Source organism: Gardnerella sp. DNF01205 (assembly GCF_049244135.1).
Classification (GTDB): Bacteria; Actinomycetota; Actinomycetes; order Actinomycetales; family Bifidobacteriaceae; genus Bifidobacterium; species Bifidobacterium leopoldii.
In genome coordinates, this window is sequence record NZ_CP058378.1 from 1,053,420 (window position 1) to 1,071,515 (window position 18,096).

Here is an 18,096-nt window from a genome sequence, read left to right on the forward strand (position 1 = left end):
AGTACAACGCGCCATAAGCAACATTAGATGAGATAATATTAACTAACTTATATAAATTAGTCGCAAACTTTCCACATCCAGTTATGCTTATCTTCGACATCACCGAGCTGAATGCCAAGTAACTCATCGCGCAAAGCCTGAGTTAACTCACCAACGCCACCATCGGCAACCTTAAGATCGAATTCATCGGACTTAAAACGACCAATTGGCGTAATGATTGCAGCAGTACCGCAAGCAAAGACTTCAGTAACCTCGCCAGAACGAATATCGTCAAGCAACCCTTGAAGAGGAATCATGGTTTCAACAACCTTATGTCCTGCTTCCTCAGCAAGCTGAATCAAAGAACGACGCGTAACGCCAGGAAGAATGCTGCCAGTAAGAGATGGAGTTTCCAAATGGCCATCCTTGTGGAGTGCGAACATATTCATGCCACCAAGCTCTTCCAAATATGTCTTAGTTGCAGCATCAACGAAGCACACTTGCTCACAACCATGTTCAATACCCTTGTATTCACCAAGCAAGGAAGCTGCATAATTTCCACCACACTTAGCAAAACCAGTACCACCAGGACCAGTGCGGAACCACTGATCTTCAACCCAAATGCTAACAGGCTTCAAACCACCCTTGAAGTATGGGCCGGATGGAGAAGCAATAACACAGTATTCAACTTCGTGAGCTTCGCGCACACCGAGGAACGGCTCGGAAGCAAACATGAATGGACGCATGTAAAGCGTATACTCTCGACGGCTCGGAACCCATTGCTTATCTCGCTTTACCAAGGCTGCAACCGATCCAATAAAATCATCAATAGAGAGTTCCGGCAAATACAAACGCTTAGCAGAATTTTGGAAACGAGCAGCATTAATATCTGGGCGGAAAAGCCAAATAGAGCCGTCGGCGCGCTTATAAGCCTTCAAACCTTCAAAGCACTCCTGAGCATAGTGCAACACAGATGCACCTGGATCCATTTTCAATGGACCATAAGGCTCTACACGACGATCAGACCATCCTTCACCTTTAGTCCAAGACATATGAACCATATTGTCGGAGAAAATCTGACCGAAAGCAGGCTTATCAATAAGTTCGTTGCGTTTTGCATCCGAAACTGGATTATCATTCGGCAGAACTTCAAAGTTGCCAGCCAATTTGTTCAACAGAGCTGTATCGCTATGATCATAAGACTCATAAGCGTCAGAAAACTCTGGAGCTACTTCTAAATCAGCCATTATGTCTCTTTTCTATGTGGATTATTTCTACTTGCCTTTTACCGCAATTAACGTATAGATTAATACGATTCTTGTTTTTCGCAAAACTTACACGCCAAAATATCTTAAGAAATATTTCAAAAAATATGCTTTAAAATAAAAATTATTTAGCAAATTTGTTGATTTTATATGAAAAAAGCCGCATAAGAACTGACTTATGCGGCTTAAAATTTTAAACTATTTTATAAGTTATGAATTATAAGTTAATTAGTAATCAAATACATTAACTTATTTTATAACTTACTTTTCTTCTGCAGCTGGAGCGGCAGCAGGAGCAGCATCAGCAGCAGCATCAGCAGCTGGAGCAGCAGCTTCGGCTGTAGCAGCATCTTCAGGAACAGTGACGCTCACCACGGATTCTTCGCCATCCATATCGAGCTCAACACCCTGAGGAAGCTTGACATCCTTAGCAAACACCTTGGTACCGTCGGTCAAACCATCAACGTTAACAACCAAACGCTCTGGCAAGTTAGCAACGTCTGCGCGAACCTTGAGCTCCTGGACATCCACGAATGCAACTGCAGCACCCTTTGGAGTGCCTTCAACGAAGACTGGAACTTCAACGTCAATCTTTTCGCCAGCCTTAACTTCGTAGAAGTCAATGTGTTCTACAATGCGCTTAACAGGGTTACGCTGAACATCCTTAACAACTGCAATGCGAGATTCCTCGCCAAACTTAATAGTGAACAAAGCATTAGCGTGACGCAAAGCCAAAGTGGTCTCGCGCATTGGAAGAGTAACATGCACTGGTTCAGCACCGCCAGCATAAAGGCTTGCTGGAATCAGCTTAGCTACGCGCAAACGACGAGCAACACCCTTACCAAACTCAGTGCGCAATTCGCCTTCAAGAGTAATTTTTGTAGCCATATCGGTCTCCTTATGGTCTGGATAGTTTAGTTTGTTAATCCAGCTTCAGGCGCACCGACGCGCCGAAAACCATAAGAGGCTATCAGCCCAGTCGATAACGGAACTCTGCCAACAAACTAATCACAAGCTAGTGGCATATTCCCTCGCCAAAGCAACTTTGCTATTCTAACGACAGGCTACGACTTATAGCAAATACAAAATTATTACTAATCAAATCGAATATAACTGCTACTTGAGCATACAAACGATTATTATAGTTAATAGTATGTAAGTGCATAGCATGATACTATGATGTGCGCTTAATCCGCAAGCCGTTTGGCATAATGAAGGAGCAAATGTGTCCGTTTTTAATGCACTCCAACAGCAAGCGTTTAATCTTGCCCGTAAAGCATTGCGTATTGGCAGTAACTTCGCGCACCCAGTCAGCGATGACCGTGCAGGCGGACCAGACTACCTTAATACGGATCAAGAAAACACAAATACTTTACTTTCACAAAAACAACGCCTTCCACACGTAGAAGAGTGGGGTGCGCAAATGCCAACAACGACGTTTATCGATCCGGAAACAGGCTTGCTGACCACAAAAACCGAAAGCGCAGCACCTCTTGACGATGGCACAAGCATTTATGACTTATACGCAGATCGCGCAGCACGTATGGGCGACGATCCTCTTTACACTTATAAAGAAAACGATAAGTGGGTCACAAAAACAGCTAATCAGTTCCTTCAAGAAGTACGCGATGCCGCAAAAGGTTTGATGCACTACGGATTGCGCAAAGGCGACGCTGTTGCTTTTATGTGCAAAACATCATACGAGTGGGATGTAACAGACGCAGCAGTTATGGCTTGCGGCGGTGTTCTTGCAACTATTTATGACACGGATTCAGCTGAGCAAATTCGCAATATTGTGAATAATTCCGACTCGCGTTTCCTTATTGTTGAAACAACTGACATGCGAGATAAAGCTGATGGAGCTATTGAAGAATGCCCAAGTTTGGAACGCATTATTTGCATTGAAACAGGCGGTTTAGCAGAACTTCAAGCTTTCGGATACGCTGTTAGCGATGAGGAACTAGATGCTCGCATTGATTCTGTAAAGAAAACAGACTTGTGCTCTATTGTTTACACTTCTGGCTCCACAGCTGCACCTAAAGGTGTGGAAATGACTCACGAACACTATTGCACTACAGCGTTGAATTTGCCTGTTTACTTGCCGAATTTGCTTAGCGAAAAAGACGGCTCTGTGCTTCTGTTCCTTCCTCAAGCACACTCTTTTGCAAGAGCAATTAACTATATTGTTGTTGCAAGTACGTTGCGCATTTATATTGCTCAAGGTATTCCTACTTTGATTTCCGATTTGCAAGTTGCAAAACCTACGGTTATGATTGTTGTCCCTCGAGTTCTTGAGAAGGTTTATAACGCAGCTTCGCAGAAGGCTGGTCACGGTGCTAAAGGCTTGGCTTTCCAGGGTGCTGTTGTGACAGCACAGCAGTATATGAAGGAAGTTCAGGAATTTGGTGACGCTAAGGCTCTTACTAAAGCTCGCCGCACTGCTTACGATCCGCTTGTTTATCGTCCACTTCGCCAAGCTCTTGGCGGTCGCGCACGCTGGATTGTTGCAGGTGGAGCTCCTCTAGATCCTGAATTGCTTTCATTCTTCCGCGGAGCAGGAGTTCCTGTCTACGAAGGTTATGGTCTTACAGAAACTACTGCACCATGCGCGTTTACTCCTATTGGAGTTCCATTCCGAGAAGGTTCTGTTGGCATTGCATTCCCAGCTTTTACTTTGCGAATCGCATCCGACGGCGAAGTTCAAATTAAAGGCACTTGCGTATTCCATAAGTATCACAAAAACGATGAAGCAACAGAAACTTCATTTACTAAAGACGGATGGTACGCAACAGGCGATTTGGGACGAATTGACGACGATGGCATGCTTTATATTACCGGACGTAAGAAGGATTTGATTATTACTGCTGGCGGTAAGAATGTTGCTCCTGGACCTATTGAAGAGATGATTAAGAGATGCGAACTTGTGTCTCAGGCTCTCGTTCTTGGAGATAAGCGTCCGTTTATTTCTGCACTTGTTACTTTAGACGAAGAAACTTTACGAAATTGGCTTAAACTCAAGGGTCTTGACGCTACTATGAGCATGGAAGAGGCTGCTAATAATGCTGTCGTTCGTGCTGAAGTGCAAAAATTTATAGATCTTGCCAATGAAGGCGTGTCACGCGCAGAATCTGTGCGAAAGTTCATTATTTTGCCAGAAGAGTTTACGCAAGAAAACGGCTTAATGACTGCGTCTATGAAGATTATTCGTCCACGAGTTATTAAGCGCTACACTACTTTACTTAATACACAAATGTATACGACGCGCAAAAAGTAGTTTGTTTAAATTAACTCAGCTGAACGCACACAATTTACCCCGTATTTGGAAAGTTAATATATTTAACTCTACAAATGCGGGGTAAATTGCATAAAAAATACACATTTAAAATGTTTCACATACTTATTAAAATTATGCGTGCAAGGGAATTTTTCCTACAAGAAAGAGAACAATTATGAATAAAAACAAAACTATAAAATCTGAAAGAAAAGTTTATTCAAATACTTTTTCTAAGAAACTTACTGCCGCAAGCGTAGCGGTAATTTTAACTGGGGCTTCTATCTCAATGTTTGCAGTTACTGCCAATAGTGCATATGCAAACGAAACTGATTTAAAACAACCTACTGTTCTCATTCCTAACAATAAAGTCACTTACAATGTAGCATCAGCTCCACTAACAAAAGGCGCAACAACTTCACAAAGCAGTGTAGAAAAGACTGCCGCAGGTCTTTTTAGATTTGCAATGAACGATCCTTCTCTTACTGCGGCACAGCGCGAAGATGCTCGCAAAGCTTACGAAACTTTGACCGGACAATTAAATAAGCCAAGCTGGTACGACTCAAAGGTGACTTTAGGAAAAGGAGATATTTACCCAGATTCTCTTTCTCGCTTAAGCAAAGCAATATCTTATATGCAAGCAATTAATGCTTATCGCCAAAGCATAGGATTAAGTCCTATGGGCGTAAGCCTCCAATTAACCGCTGATGCAATTAACGATGCATTCTATTCTGCAAACCACACCGATCATGCTCGTCACTATAATACTTATGAAAATTTGGCTTGGGCTGATTACGGCGATGGTTCATACACCGGTGGCACAACACCTGAAACAATGACTGGCGCAATGAAGCAGTGGATTACAGACGAAAAGAAAGTTTACGACGAATACAAGTCACGTGGACAAGAGGCTCCAGAAGGCGAAGTTGGTCACTATTTGAACTTCATTAACGGCTCACTTGGTTCAATGGGATTCACTACTGGAAACATTAGTAATGAGTACGGTAGCATTGCAGCATGGGATGCTTCAACAGAAAGCGCTCCTTTCACAATCGAACAATACAAACAACTTATTGACAGGTACATCAATGGTAATGGTGGATCTTCCAGCCAAACACCAACACCGTCAGTTCCTGATCACACCGTGCCGTCAGTTCCTGACCACACCGTGCCGTCAGATCCTGAAGTAGATCATACTGTTACACCAGATGTTATGCCAAATATCAATATTCCAGAAGAATATCCAAGCTTTAGCCATTCCGATTACAATATTGGTGTAGGAGATATCAATTCTTCTAACTTCGGCTTAGGAGACTTCAACTTCGGCTTGGGCAACACCACCGACTTCGGCGGAACCAACATCGGAGACTTCACCTTCGGCTTAGGCAACACCACCGACTTCGGCGGAACCAACATCGGAGACTTCACCTTCGGCTTAGGCAACACCACCGACTTCGGCGGAACCAACATCGGAGACTTCACCTTCGGCTTAGGCAACACCACCGACTTCGGCGGAACCAACATCGGAGACTTCACCTTCGGCTTAGGCAACACCACCGACTTCGGCGGAACCAACATCGGAGACTTCACCTTCGGCTTAGGCAACACCACCGACTTCGGCGGAACCAACATCGGAGACTCTAGCTTGGGAGACTTAAACGGCTCCAACGCTTCAACTACTTTACCTGCATCTAGCACTACGGATACCCCTGTAGTTGATCCTGACACACTTCTGTAGGAAGCTGAAATCTAATTAACAAACAAAAATTAAGTGACGCAGCGGCATTCACCGTTGCGTCACTTTTTATTACAACTTATTTGCAAAGAATTGTGTTTTCAACTTGAGTAAGGTTACTCTCATAATCACTTCCACAGAAACCATTATTACTTATAAGTAGATTGTCACAAAATAAGTAAAATATGCTCTACTAGAACCCCAAACGCTCAAGCTTCTTAGGATCGCTCTGCCATCCTTTTGCAACCTTCACATGCAATTCAAGTACAGCTTTTGTACCAGTAATGCGATTTACAGCCGTGCGCAAACGCTTCTTTACGCGCACTAAATGCTCCGCACGATGGCCAATAATAATCGGCTTTTGAGAATCACGCTCAACATAAACAGATACAAGCACATACGCTTTATTGTCGTCGTATTGAGTATCTTCGCCACCACCCGGATACACAATATCGTCAACTACAACAGCTAATGAATGAGGCAACTCGTCGTCCAACTCTTCCAAAAATGCGCCGCGAATAAGCTCCGAAATCATGCTTTCTGGGCTTTCCTCACTAAGCTGATCCGCCGGATACATTTGCGGACCTTCCGGCAAGTTTTGAATCAAAACATTCTTAACTTCGTCAACATTGTCGCGTTCCAACGCACTAACCGGCACGATATCCGTAAAATCAGCAAACTGCTGAATTTGAAGCAAATGCTCAACTAATTCACTGCGACTAAGCGTATCGATTTTCGTAACAATGCCGATAAGCGGAACTTTCCAAGTCCAATTGCCCTTCTCATCTTTTTTAGCAAAATCAGAACGAAGTCGACTCAGAATTCGCCTATCTCCAGGTCCTATCTCCTGGTCTGCTGGAAGCAAGAATGCAATCGCGTCAACATCTGAAAGTGACTCGTCAACAATATCATTCAAACGCTGACCAAGAAGCGTACGAGGACGGTGAATACCAGGCGTATCAACCAACACCATTTGTGCATTATCGGTAGTAACAATCCCTCGAATAGCTTTACGCGTAGTTTCCGGACGAGACGACGCAATAGCAATTTGCGTACCAATAAGAGCATTCATAAGCGTAGACTTACCAACGTTTGGTCTACCAACTACAGCTACGAAACCGGAACGATAACCGTGAAAATCAGGAGTAGAAATCGTTGCGCGAGTTGAAGCGTCTAGATTTGCAAACATCTCGTCGTCGAAGTCATCAGTATCATCAAAGTTGTTAATATTATTCACGTTATTCTTACCGTCCAGTTCTTTATTTCAGCATATTCGTTTGTTTCATAGTACTAGCTTGCTTCAAAGCATTGGTTTGTTTGCTTTCAGCAGATTTTTCGGAAGAGCTAATGTCATTTTGATTATCCTTAGAATCCTTAGACTCTTCCAAAACTTGCGCATCTCGTTCTACTAAAATAGTAGATACTTTCTTTCGCCTACCAGCTGAATCTACAGCAGTTAATTTTAGTCCTCTTGTAACAGCGCTGGAACCAACAATCGGCACATTACCAATCAACTTCGTAAGCAAACCAAACACAGTATCCACATCGTCTTCGTCAATATGAACTTCAAAAATATCTTCCAAATCTGCGATTGACGTTCGAGCAGGCATCTTCCACACGCCGTCACGTATTTCTTCTGGATCTGCATGCTGAGTGCGATCGTGCTCATCTTCCAACTCGCCAACAATTTGCTCAATAGCATCCTCAATAGTAACCAAGCCTGCAATACCGCCGTATTCGTCAACCACTACTGCCACATGCTGGCGAATTCGTTGCATTTCATGGAATAAATCGTCAACCGGCTTCGACTCAGGAACAAGCATGGGGTCTCGGCTAATTGTTTCAACTGCTCTAGAAGATGCTGCAGGATTAAACACAGTAGCGCGTACAGCATCCTTCAAATAAGCAACACCTACTAAATCATCTACAGAATCTCCAATAACGGGAACTCGAGAAAATCCTGAACGAGAGCATAATTTAAGGAAATTTTCCAGCGTTTCATCACTTTTAACGCAAATCATATCGGTTCTAGGTACCATTATTTCGCGAGTCAAAGTATCTGAAAGCGTGAGCACATTGCGCATCATTTCCGACACTTCCGGATCGAAATCATTCGCTTCAACAAGTCGATCAATACTCGCCTTTGCTTGATCTAGCTGAATATCTTCCAAAGCTTCATCATCTGAAAGATCAACATGCTTTTTCCTAGAAGTGACGTCAACATCGCTAGCAATATGCACTAAAGGATTAATCGCAATAGCAATAGACACAATGCGAGAAAGTCGCATCAACTTTGCTACAGGTTGAGCCGCACCAACTGAACGTGGACGAACAAGAATAGAAATCACAGCTACAGCTACTGAAACAACAACACCAATAATAAGAGTTACCCATAAAGGCGAGCCGAAAAATGCAGCTAAAGAAGCAAACAAAACTCCATCTAAAACGTTACATAGCACACGCACAAAAGCGCATGCTCCAGAAGTTGTATAACGGTCAGCAATCAGTTTTTTTACACGATGGATTCTAGCGATTCGACGCATACGCACTATGGCACTAGTTTCATCATCATGCGTTTGCGCTTCAATCATAAGATTATTTAAACTTGCACGAGTAACTCTAGGCACTGCCCCTTCTGCAGCAGCCATAGCAAGCGAAAGCCATACAAGCAGCATTGCCAGCACAAGCAATGCAGCTAAGCCAATCCAGATATGCAACGGCAATTGCGGAACTGATATGCTAGAAAATATTTGCTTAATATATTCCATAATTATGCTCTTAATGCGCTTTAATGCTGTTTTTTATTTTTATTTTTGACGCTACTCGCTTCATGCTCAACATCGTAACGCTCAAGCTCGTTTACTGCACCTTCTGGCAAAGTTGCATCGTACAATTCTCCAGATCGAGCAGCGAAAAAAGTAAGCATTAGTTGACGTTGCAAACCAAACATTTGCTTTTCTTCTTCCGGAGTAGTGTGATCGTAGCCAAGCAGATGCAGAATACCGTGAATAGTTAGCAACAACATTTCTTCCATAGTACTATGCCCAGCTGCGAGCGCCTGCTGTTGAGCAACCCATGGGCAAATCACCAAGTCGCCAAGCATTCCTTCAGAAACTTTTTCATCGCTTCCAGGAGTAAGCTCGTCCATTGGGAAACTCATAACATCCGTTGGGCCTTCTAGGTTCATCCAACGTTCATGCAAACAGGCAATTGGCTCTGGATCAACAAAAGTAATCGATAAATCCGAATGCGTACTTACTTTCATTTGTTGAAGAACCCACATTCCAAGATCTGAGAAGATTTTAGCGTCAATATTCCACACTGTTTCATTCATGACTTCAATGCTCATGATTTATCCGTTATTCCTCTCAGTAGATTCTTTAGTACGTTCACGTTTTTTACGCTCAAGCATTGCATCGTAATTTTCGTATGCTTCCACAATACGACCAACCAAAGCATGACGCACAACGTCTTCTGCTTGCAAATGCACAAAAGCAATATCTTTAACTTCGCCCAAAATCTTCTCAATAGAAACAAGACCAGAACGCACAACTGCTAAATCAACCTGCGTGCTATCTCCTGTAATCACCATGGTTGTATTAAAACCGAGTCGAGTTAGGAACATTTTTAATTGCTGAACAGTCGCATTTTGCGCTTCATCAAGAATAACAAAAGCATCGTTTAATGTGCGACCTCGCATATAAGCAAGAGGAGCAACTTCAACAACATTCTCGTCAAGATAGCGTTTTAGTTGTGCAGATCCAAGCATATCAGAAAGCGCATCATAGAGTGGGCGCAAATATGGATCAACTTTATCGTTTAAAGTGCCAGGCAAGAATCCTAAGTTTTCGCCAGCTTCAACAGCAGGACGAGTAAGAACAATTCTGCGAACTCTTCCATCTTCCAATGCACGAACAGCTTTAGCAACTGCTAAATACGTTTTTCCAGTACCAGCAGGACCAATTCCAAACGTTACAATATTGCAATCCATTGCTTGCACGTACGCTGTTTGCCCAGCAGTTTTTGCGCGAACAGGATTTCCTCCAGCAAACGTAATCACGCCTTTACTCATTCGAGCTCTTCTGCTCATAGCACGGCGATGCGCTTCTTCGCTAGAAGGCAACAGCTCACTTGAATCTCTTGAAAACTCATTTTCAGCGCGCGAAGCAGAATTATTAATTGCATAGGATGAAGAAATAATACTATTTCCAAGCACTCCACCATCATGACCGATACGGTTTATACGCACATTGTGTTCATCGTTATGCAAAATATCACGCTCAAGCATGCGTCTTACTTCGTACGCATCCATAGGTTGTTCGTAAGCTGCATCAATCATGCGCCTAAACGCATACTCAGCTTTAGCTGCATCTTCATCTGCTCTAGCTGAACGAGCAACAATTTGAACATCTTTGCCTCGCACAGTAATATCTGCTTCTGGAAAAGCATGTTCTACTTCACGCAAACCAGCATCTGCAGCACCTAAAACTGCAACCGAGCTTAATTCGCTAGGAATTTGCACAAAACGCGTAGTACTTTTCGTCACGATTTACAAGCTACCTTCTACAAGTTTTTCGCCAGTTAATACATGAGCATGAACATGAAACACTGTTTGACCAGCATCAATACCAGTATTAAATACGAGTCGATAATCACCGTTGAATTCATCATCAGCAATTTTTTGCGCAACACCAGCAATATGGGCCAAAGTTTCAGGAGCTTTACTAGCAAGCTCAGCAACATTCTTATAGTGATTGCGTGGCACAATCAGCACATGCACTTTTGCTTGAGGATTAATATCTTTAAAAGCAACTACCGAATCGTCTTCATAAACTCTGCTGCTCGGTATTTCTCCAGCAACAATTTTACAAAAAATGCAATCAGCATCAGTATTATAAGTGATATCACTCATGGTTTCTCCCCTATTTGCTACTAAATGAAATCAATGCCTTAAGCCAAAAGCAATCGACACTCTTCTTATTATTTTACACAATTATGAGCACTTTTAGATACGATTTATGCGATTATTCGTAACGTCCTAAAACACGCGAAAGAAGAGAAAGAGCTACAGGTCCTGCAGTAGATGCACGAAGAATATTGCTACCTAAAACGCAGCTTTTAGCACCAGCATCAATAAACATTGACACTTCATCGTCACTAATACCACCTTCTGGCCCAACTAAAACGTAAATAGTGCGCTCTTTACCATCCTCCAAACAGCGCTCGCTAAGAGTATTTACTGCTTGTTCTATTTGATTCCAGCAATCAGTTGCGTCTTGATGCAATACGATTACGAGATTTCCGTAAACGCACGCACGCCTACATATTGCAACTATTTGCTTGCTCGAAACACATTCTTGAAGTTCAGGCATCCATGCACGACGAGATTGCTCTGTGGCAGACTGTAAAACTTGGCTCCAACGCTTATCTGTGCGACCAGGTTTCCACTTTGCAATTGAACGATCCGCGCACCAAGGGATTACTTCATCCACGCCAATTTGCGTAGCCATATCAATTGCTTGCTCATCGTGCCCTGTTTTTGCCAAAGCTTGAACAAGTGCAAGTCTAGTCATTCGCGGAGCTTCCCTAGTAAACGCTTCTACACGAACTAAGCCATTTTCAACATCCGTCACCTTTGCATGAATGCGCAAGCCTTTGCCGTCAGAAAGTTGCAAAGCATCGCCTTCTAATAGTCGCATGGCAGATATAGCGTGACGTTTTACTTGAGATGGAAGCGCAATCGTCCACCCTTCTTCGATTCCTTCTGCAAGCACAGGAGCATTATCGTGATCAGTATCAAGCAAAAATAAAGCGTCAGTCATAGTTCAAGCCTAACGTGAGGATGCGCCAAGTACTAAAAAATGTTTCTGTGCAAGTATTGTGGCAAACTAGAACAGTACGTATTGGAGGTTTGCAATGAGTAATGAGCTTGGTGATAACACTGCGCTTGTTACTTTGCGTATTTCACGCTTTACTCCATGTAATAAATCTGAAGATGATGCAAACAGTAAACAGACAGAGCGCAAGCGCAGAGAAAGTCCTTTTGCGCGCAGAAAGCGCAGTAATCCTTTCGCAAAACTAGATTCTTCAGAAAATAACATAAATAATTCTTCCGAATCTAGTGAATCCAGAATATCTAGTGAATCCGGTGAATCTTACGAATCTTCTCCAAAACGCATTCAAGGTAAGCATTGGGTTCAAGATTACAGTTTACGCGTTCATTCTACTGACACTATTCTTGACTGTTTACTGACTATTAAACGCACAATCGACCCAACTTTAGCTTTCCGCTACTCATGCGGTCACGGCGTTTGCGGTTCCGACGCTGCAAACGTAAATGGCATGCCAACCTTACTATGCAGTGCAACTATTGGTGCGAACGCACGTCCTGAAAGCACAAATAGCGTGCAATCTCGAGGCTTTAGAAAAACTGGCACTACTAGCAGCTCCTCACAGTCGACAAAATCGCCAACTTTACAGCAAAAATCTAAAGAGACTACCACTTTGCAAAATGGCACTTTTGGTGTTATTGAGCTTGCTCCACTTTCAGGATTTGCAGTTCAACGAGATCTTATTTGCGATATTTCGCCTATGATTTCGCAAATAAAACGCTTAGAACCTTATTTGCAGGCATCTAACGTTTCTACGAGAAATACTGAAGGGAAACTCCAGCTTATTGAGTTTTTGCAACATCCTGAGGAACTTAAAAAATTTGAGCTTTTGAGCAATTGCATTATGTGCGGTGCTTGCGAAGGAATTTGCCCAATTTATGCAGGCGGAGAAGCCTTTATTGGGCCTGCAGCATTAGTTAACGCGGCTCGTTTTATTTACGATTCCAGAGACAACGCAACAGAGCATCGCCTTGATCTAATAGACAGCAGTGACGGTATTAGCGCATGCCAGTCAGTTAGAGCATGTTCAAGACAGTGCCCTCGCGGAATTGATATTGGCGAAGAAATTTGGCAGCTTACAACGCTTGTAAACGAGCGCAAAAACTCTTAGATTATTCAATTCCAGATGCTATGCGCACTGCCTCTATTGGGTCGTCTGTAACAGCAAACAAGTGCGGATCGAGTGAAGAAATAAAACCTCGTTGAGTTACTGTAGACTTCAGCCAGTCAATCAAACCATTCCAATACGAAGTACCGAAAAGAACAACAGGCACGCGCGCAACTTTATGCGTTTGCACTAAAGTCAAAGCTTCAAACATTTCATCCATCGTGCCAAAACCGCCAGGGCACACAATAATTCCAGAAGAATACTTCATAAACATTGTTTTACGCACGAAAAAATACCGAAATTGCATGCCAAGATTAATCCACTTATTCAAACCCTGCTCATGAGGAAGCTCAATCCCCAATCCTACAGACGTACCACCAGCTTCTGCAGCTCCACGGTTTGCAGCTTCCATAATTCCAGGACCGCCACCTGTAATAACAGCAAAACCGCGTTTTACAAGCTCTGAACCCATAGTACGAGCTAAAGAATACTCAGGATCATCTTCTTTTATTCGAGCAGAACCAAAAATACTAACAGCTTTACCTAACGATGCGAGCGCGTCAAAACCATCAACAAACTCAGCTTGAATACGAAGCGCACGCCATGGATCCGCGCTACGCCAATCCCATCTCTTATCTACTTCTACACCAACTCCAGAAGCAAGCTGCTGATTGTTATCGTTACGAAGAAGCGTCTCTGTAGTGCTCTCCTTAGGAATCATAGAACCGCGCATCACAACAGAACCACGATGATACGTGTTATTCCAAGGTGGAACATCTACTGAAAAATCTTCTTTACTATTAAACATGATTTCTCCTAGAAATTTACTTTCAAATATATTGAAAATAATAATTAAAACTAGTCTTCAACTTCATCTAATTCTTCTTCCATATGCTTTGCTTGCATAGAAAGTAAGAAGCCAGAAACTCCTGCAGCAATAATAGAAGCAACAAGAACGCCAAAACGTGCTTCAGCGGACAAATCTGCGTCAGAATACGCAAGCGAGGCAATAAGAAGAGAAACAGTGAAACCAATTCCACACGCACATGCTGTAGGCATTAAGTCTACTACGCGAAGACCATCAGGAACTTTCAAACCTAGAACACGCTTTGATATCCAAGCAGTTGCCATAATTCCAACAGGTTTACCAACAACAAGAGCAATAGTGATGGCAATCAAAATTGGCGAGAAGAACAACTCCCAAGTCAATGTTTCAAAATGCACTCCTGTAGCGAAAAGAGCGAAAATTGGAAGAGCCAATAACGCAGAAACAGGCTGAATTTTTTCACGATAGCGTTCAGCCCGAAGCGTTTTTTCACCATGAACTAAATGCGCCGGAGTTAGCAAACCCACCATTACTCCAGCTAAAGTTGGATGCACGCCAGCTTCATACATCATAATCCAAGCCATAATTCCTACTATTGCAACCAACGGCCATGGAACGCGCTTCAAACGCACTAAAGTAGTCCAAACCAAACCGCAAGCAATTACTCCAGCAAACCAATACCATGCGTTAAGAGACGAGAAGAAGACAGCAATAAGTGCTATTCCAAGCAAATCGTCTACTGTAGCAAGAGTCATAAGAAATGCGCGCAAAGCGTGTGGCAAAGTTTTTGCAAATAAAGCAAGAACAGCAAGAGAGAAAGCTATATCCGTTGCTGTAGGTATTGCCCACCCGTCACGAACCATATCAAGCGAAGGTAAAGCGCCAGAAGTAAGACGCATAATCTCCTGCCCGGCATGCAATTCAGAAAATACAGTTACTGTAGCAACAAACAGCAAAGGAGGCACAATCATTCCACCAACAGCACAAATCATTGGCATTGCAGCTGCGCGAGGGTCAGAAAGCGAACCAGCAATAAGCTCATGTTTTAAATCTAAACCAACCGAAAGGAAGAAAATAGTAAGCACGCCGTCTTGCACCCAGTGACCAATCGACATGTGTATATTCGTCCACGGAATGCCTACATGAGTATGCGAGACAGCTTCAAATATTGGCGCGGTTAAAGGAATATTTGCAAGCAATAAGCCGGTAAGAGCGAAACCAAGCATAATTAAGCCAGAAATTCGCTCATTATTTGCTATCTTGCGTGCTACTCTCCAACTGCGTCGTATCATATTGTAAATATTTCCTCCACTAAATGCATTTATAACGTTTATAACGTTTTATAGTGCAAAATATGTGATTCGCACTTTTAAGTATAACTGAGAGGCATAAACCGAGCGAGTTGTATTCGAATTAAAAAAAAAACGCGGAGCAAAAGCTTCGCGTTTTGTCTGTGCGCCAGACAGGATTCGAACCTGCAACCTTCTGATCCGTAGTCAGATGCTCTAATCCGTTGGGCTACTGGCGCATGTCCCCAGTCTCAAGAACCATGTCCTTGTTTCCGGCAACTTGACTAATATACAACCATCCGCACTAAAACACAAACCCCGGCGTGTCGACCGGGGTTTGTTGTTAAGAAATGCAAGAATTGATAAATACTCGCTAAGTTGTAAAAATTGAATTATGCTCTGCGCTCAAGCACTTCGTCAACCATTCCATAAGCTTTAGCTTCTGGAGCAGTCAAAATAGTATCCACTTCAATATCTTTACGGATGCGCTCAATATCTTGACCAGTATGCTTTGCAAGAGTTGATTCTAACCAAGAACGCAAACGCAACATTTCCTTAGCTTGAAGCTCAATTTCAGTAGCTTTACCAAAATCTTGACCCATTGCAGGCTGATGGATAAGCACACGAGCATTTGGCAAAATCATGCGCTTACCAGCAGCTCCAGCAGCAAGAATAATAGCAGCAGCAGAAGCAGCCTGACCTAAACAAACAGTTTGAACATCTGGATTAATGTATTGCATTGTGTCATAAATCGCAGTCATAGCAGTCATCGAACCGCCAGGTGAATTAATGTACATCATCACATCGCGATCAGAATCCATGCTTTCTAAAACAAGCAACTGAGCCATAATGTCGTCAGCAGAAGTGTCATCTACTTGCACACCCATGAAAATAATGCGATCTTCAAACAGCTTAGTGTAAGGATCTTGCGTTTTCATGCCGTATGGAGTTTGCTCGCCAAATTGAGGCAACACGTAACGATTAGTAATGCGCTGAGCAGAAGTAACGCCGCCAAAACCAGCTAAACGCTCAGCACGCGCAACAAACTTTGCTTCTTCACTTGCCATAATTACTCCTCACCGCGCATAGAAGCAGGAGTGGTCACAATCTTATCTACGAAACCATACTCCAAAGCTTGCTGAGCTGTAAACCAGTGATCGTATTCGTTATCTCGGTAAATTTCCTCTACCGTATGACCAGTCTGCTTTGCAGTCAATTCAGAAAGCGTTTTTTTCATATCCATAATAAGCTCTGCGTTAATTCGCACATCCGTAGCAGTGCCACCGACACCGCCAGAAGGTTGATGCATAAGCACACGAGCATGTGAGGTAATATAACGCTTACCAGGAGTGCCAGAACTAAGCAAGAACTGACCCATAGATGCAGCCATGCCAACAGCAATAGTTGCAACATCTGGCTCAATTAATTGCATAGTATCGTAAATTGCCATACCAGCAGTAATTGAACCTCCAGGCGAATTAATATACAACCAAATATCCTTCTTAGGATCTTCCGCAGCAAGCATTAACATTTGCGCGCAAATAACATTGGCATTCTCGTCTTTTACTTCAGATCCCAACCAAATAATGCGATCTTTTAGCAACCGATTAAAAATAGAATCAGTTGATGTAGGCGCTTCAGCCTGTTCCATCACAGGAGAAGCTGTAAAAAGCTCAGTCACTATATCTCCTTGTTACCACGTAATTATTTCTACACTACCTTGTGCGCATGACCGCATAGAAAATATTGCGAATATGATTTGAATTGAATGTTTTACGCCAAATTTCTAAAATTTTATTCATATCAACAGATGTAATTTTTACTTATTACCTCACGTTAGTATGCATTATTGAGTATATTTTTATTGGATTATCAATTCATTATAAGGAGTAATTATGGATCCTAACCAATTGCCAGACAACAACTACTCGCCTGCTCCGATGCCAAATAACGAGTATCCAAATAATGGTTACCAAAATAATACATACCCAAATAATGTAAATCCAAATAACGGATACCCAAACAATGGTTATGGAAACAATGGGTACCAGAACAACGGATACCCAAATAACGGATACCAGAACAACAATTACCCTAATAATGTAAATCCAAATAATGGTTACCAACCAAACTTATATCAGAATAATCAACAACCAGTCAACAACTATCCTGCAAACGCTTATCCAAATGCAACAAATACAAGTGCTCATAAGTCAAAATACATTTGGCTTATTGTTGTCATAGTAGTAGCAATAGTTGCAGTAGGTGGCTACGTAATTTCAACTAATCTTAAACCGCATTACAATTGCGCTGCACCAAAAAGCGCAAATATTGAAGAATACGTACATTGCCATCCAGAAGAAGCTAAAAAACTCACTAATGGATTTAATGATGCCACTAACAGCTCACCATTCAACATAACGTTTGACACTAAAGGTGATCAGCTCAATATAAATGCAAAGTTCAAAAGGCACCTATCTGATTTAGAAATTACAGCGTTAAAGACTGGAATGCAAACATACGGCGATAGCCTCTCGAACTTGATGCCACAATCAGCATCGGATGATATGAAAGAAAAAATTATTGCACCAGTACGAGTGCATTTCATCTTCTCAAACGATGATGGAACTTTTATCGCAGATAAAGAATTCAGTTCTAATAATTAATTAAAAAATAACTAAAATAACCAACATAACTAAAAAATATTTACTAATAACAAATGCGCCTTTGCT

General features: G+C 42.4%; 15 protein-coding genes, 1 tRNA gene and 1 pseudogene. 4 read left to right on the forward strand and 13 right to left on the reverse strand.

Features of this window, described 5'->3' with window-relative positions:
• Positions 1-56: 56 nt before the first annotated feature.
• Together HXT47_RS04440 and HXT47_RS04445 are read right to left on the reverse strand one after the other, a co-directional pair.
• Positions 57-1,226: a branched-chain amino acid aminotransferase gene (locus HXT47_RS04440; protein WP_004106516.1), complete on the reverse strand. Its 1,170-nt coding sequence runs from the start codon at positions 1,224-1,226 to the stop codon at positions 57-59.
• 279 nt (positions 1,227-1,505) lie between these two features.
• Positions 1,506-2,132: a 50S ribosomal protein L25/general stress protein Ctc gene (locus tag HXT47_RS04445; protein ID WP_004106514.1), complete on the reverse strand. Its 627-nt coding sequence runs from the start codon at positions 2,130-2,132 to the stop codon at positions 1,506-1,508.
• A gap of 337 nt (positions 2,133-2,469) precedes the next feature.
• Here HXT47_RS04445 and HXT47_RS04450 point away from each other — a divergent pair, with 337 nt between their 5' ends.
• Together HXT47_RS04450 and HXT47_RS04455 are read left to right on the forward strand one after the other, a co-directional pair.
• Complete coding sequence (locus HXT47_RS04450) at positions 2,470-4,518, forward strand: AMP-dependent synthetase/ligase (RefSeq protein ID WP_004106511.1); 2,049 nt, start codon at positions 2,470-2,472, stop codon at positions 4,516-4,518.
• A 175-nt stretch (positions 4,519-4,693) separates the two neighbouring features.
• Positions 4,694-6,253, forward strand: a complete 1,560-nt coding sequence (locus HXT47_RS04455) for a CAP domain-containing protein (RefSeq protein WP_421788900.1) — start codon at positions 4,694-4,696, stop codon at positions 6,251-6,253.
• Between the two features lie 190 nt (positions 6,254-6,443).
• Here the strand turns inward: HXT47_RS04455 and era are convergent, their stop codons facing one another.
• From era to HXT47_RS04485, 6 genes are all read right to left on the reverse strand, one after another.
• Positions 6,444-7,439 (reverse strand): GTPase Era, encoded by a 996-nt coding sequence (era, locus tag HXT47_RS04460; protein ID WP_421789402.1) that lies wholly within the window; start codon positions 7,437-7,439, stop codon positions 6,444-6,446.
• A gap of 70 nt (positions 7,440-7,509) precedes the next feature.
• Positions 7,510-9,018: a hemolysin family protein gene (locus tag HXT47_RS04465; protein ID WP_004106315.1), complete on the reverse strand. Its 1,509-nt coding sequence runs from the start codon at positions 9,016-9,018 to the stop codon at positions 7,510-7,512.
• Between the two features lie 20 nt (positions 9,019-9,038).
• Positions 9,039-9,599 (reverse strand): rRNA maturation RNase YbeY, encoded by a 561-nt coding sequence (gene ybeY / locus HXT47_RS04470; protein WP_004106316.1) that lies wholly within the window; start codon positions 9,597-9,599, stop codon positions 9,039-9,041.
• A 3-nt stretch (positions 9,600-9,602) separates the two neighbouring features.
• A complete protein-coding gene (locus HXT47_RS04475; RefSeq protein WP_004106317.1) occupies positions 9,603-10,796 on the reverse strand; it encodes a PhoH family protein in 1,194 nt (397 codons plus the stop codon).
• A gap of 3 nt (positions 10,797-10,799) precedes the next feature.
• On the reverse strand, positions 10,800-11,162 hold the full coding sequence (locus HXT47_RS04480) for a histidine triad nucleotide-binding protein (RefSeq protein ID WP_004106318.1): 363 nt from the start codon (positions 11,160-11,162) through the stop codon (positions 10,800-10,802).
• Between the two features lie 112 nt (positions 11,163-11,274).
• Positions 11,275-12,072 (reverse strand): 16S rRNA (uracil(1498)-N(3))-methyltransferase, encoded by a 798-nt coding sequence (locus tag HXT47_RS04485; RefSeq protein ID WP_004106319.1) that lies wholly within the window; start codon positions 12,070-12,072, stop codon positions 11,275-11,277.
• Between the two features lie 94 nt (positions 12,073-12,166).
• Here HXT47_RS04485 and HXT47_RS04490 point away from each other — a divergent pair, with 94 nt between their 5' ends.
• Complete coding sequence (locus HXT47_RS04490; protein WP_004119090.1) at positions 12,167-13,252, forward strand: succinate dehydrogenase/fumarate reductase iron-sulfur subunit; 1,086 nt, start codon at positions 12,167-12,169, stop codon at positions 13,250-13,252.
• A 1-nt stretch (position 13,253) separates the two neighbouring features.
• Here HXT47_RS04490 and HXT47_RS04495 read toward each other — a convergent pair whose 3' ends face one another.
• From HXT47_RS04495 to HXT47_RS04515, 5 genes and pseudogenes are all read right to left on the reverse strand, one after another.
• Positions 13,254-14,057: a TIGR00730 family Rossman fold protein gene (locus tag HXT47_RS04495; protein WP_117008746.1), complete on the reverse strand. Its 804-nt coding sequence runs from the start codon at positions 14,055-14,057 to the stop codon at positions 13,254-13,256.
• A 71-nt stretch (positions 14,058-14,128) separates the two neighbouring features.
• Positions 14,129-15,367: pseudogene (locus tag HXT47_RS04500) on the reverse strand (Na+/H+ antiporter NhaA); the annotation flags it as partial.
• A 162-nt stretch (positions 15,368-15,529) separates the two neighbouring features.
• Positions 15,530-15,603: transfer RNA gene (locus HXT47_RS04505), tRNA-Arg, on the reverse strand.
• A 153-nt stretch (positions 15,604-15,756) separates the two neighbouring features.
• Positions 15,757-16,431 (reverse strand): ATP-dependent Clp protease proteolytic subunit, encoded by a 675-nt coding sequence (locus tag HXT47_RS04510; protein WP_004106323.1) that lies wholly within the window; start codon positions 16,429-16,431, stop codon positions 15,757-15,759.
• 2 nt (positions 16,432-16,433) lie between these two features.
• Positions 16,434-17,045 (reverse strand): ATP-dependent Clp protease proteolytic subunit, encoded by a 612-nt coding sequence (locus HXT47_RS04515; RefSeq protein WP_004106325.1) that lies wholly within the window; start codon positions 17,043-17,045, stop codon positions 16,434-16,436.
• A 214-nt stretch (positions 17,046-17,259) separates the two neighbouring features.
• On the opposite strand from HXT47_RS04515, the gene HXT47_RS04520 reads away from it, so the two are divergent.
• Entirely contained in the window at positions 17,260-18,030 is a 771-nt protein-coding gene (locus HXT47_RS04520; RefSeq protein WP_421788903.1) for a hypothetical protein, read from the forward strand.
• Positions 18,031-18,096: the final 66 nt, after the last annotated feature.

Coding starts and splice junctions, on each gene's coding strand:
- HXT47_RS04440 (WP_004106516.1), bottom strand. CDS start 1,226: ATGGCTGATTTAGAAGTAGCTCCAGAGTTTTCTGACGCTTATGAGTCT.
- HXT47_RS04445 (WP_004106514.1), bottom strand. CDS start 2,132: ATGGCTACAAAAATTACTCTTGAAGGCGAATTGCGCACTGAGTTTGGT.
- HXT47_RS04455 (WP_421788900.1), top strand. CDS start 4,694: ATGAATAAAAACAAAACTATAAAATCTGAAAGAAAAGTTTATTCAAAT.
- era (WP_421789402.1), bottom strand. CDS start 7,439: ATGTTTGCAAATCTAGACGCTTCAACTCGCGCAACGATTTCTACTCCT.
- HXT47_RS04465 (WP_004106315.1), bottom strand. CDS start 9,018: ATGGAATATATTAAGCAAATATTTTCTAGCATATCAGTTCCGCAATTG.
- ybeY (WP_004106316.1), bottom strand. CDS start 9,599: ATGAGCATTGAAGTCATGAATGAAACAGTGTGGAATATTGACGCTAAA.
- HXT47_RS04480 (WP_004106318.1), bottom strand. CDS start 11,162: ATGAGTGATATCACTTATAATACTGATGCTGATTGCATTTTTTGTAAA.
- HXT47_RS04485 (WP_004106319.1), bottom strand. CDS start 12,072: ATGACTGACGCTTTATTTTTGCTTGATACTGATCACGATAATGCTCCT.
- HXT47_RS04490 (WP_004119090.1), top strand. CDS start 12,167: ATGAGTAATGAGCTTGGTGATAACACTGCGCTTGTTACTTTGCGTATT.
- HXT47_RS04495 (WP_117008746.1), bottom strand. CDS start 14,057: ATGTTTAATAGTAAAGAAGATTTTTCAGTAGATGTTCCACCTTGGAAT.
- HXT47_RS04510 (WP_004106323.1), bottom strand. CDS start 16,431: ATGGCAAGTGAAGAAGCAAAGTTTGTTGCGCGTGCTGAGCGTTTAGCT.
- HXT47_RS04520 (WP_421788903.1), top strand. CDS start 17,260: ATGGATCCTAACCAATTGCCAGACAACAACTACTCGCCTGCTCCGATG.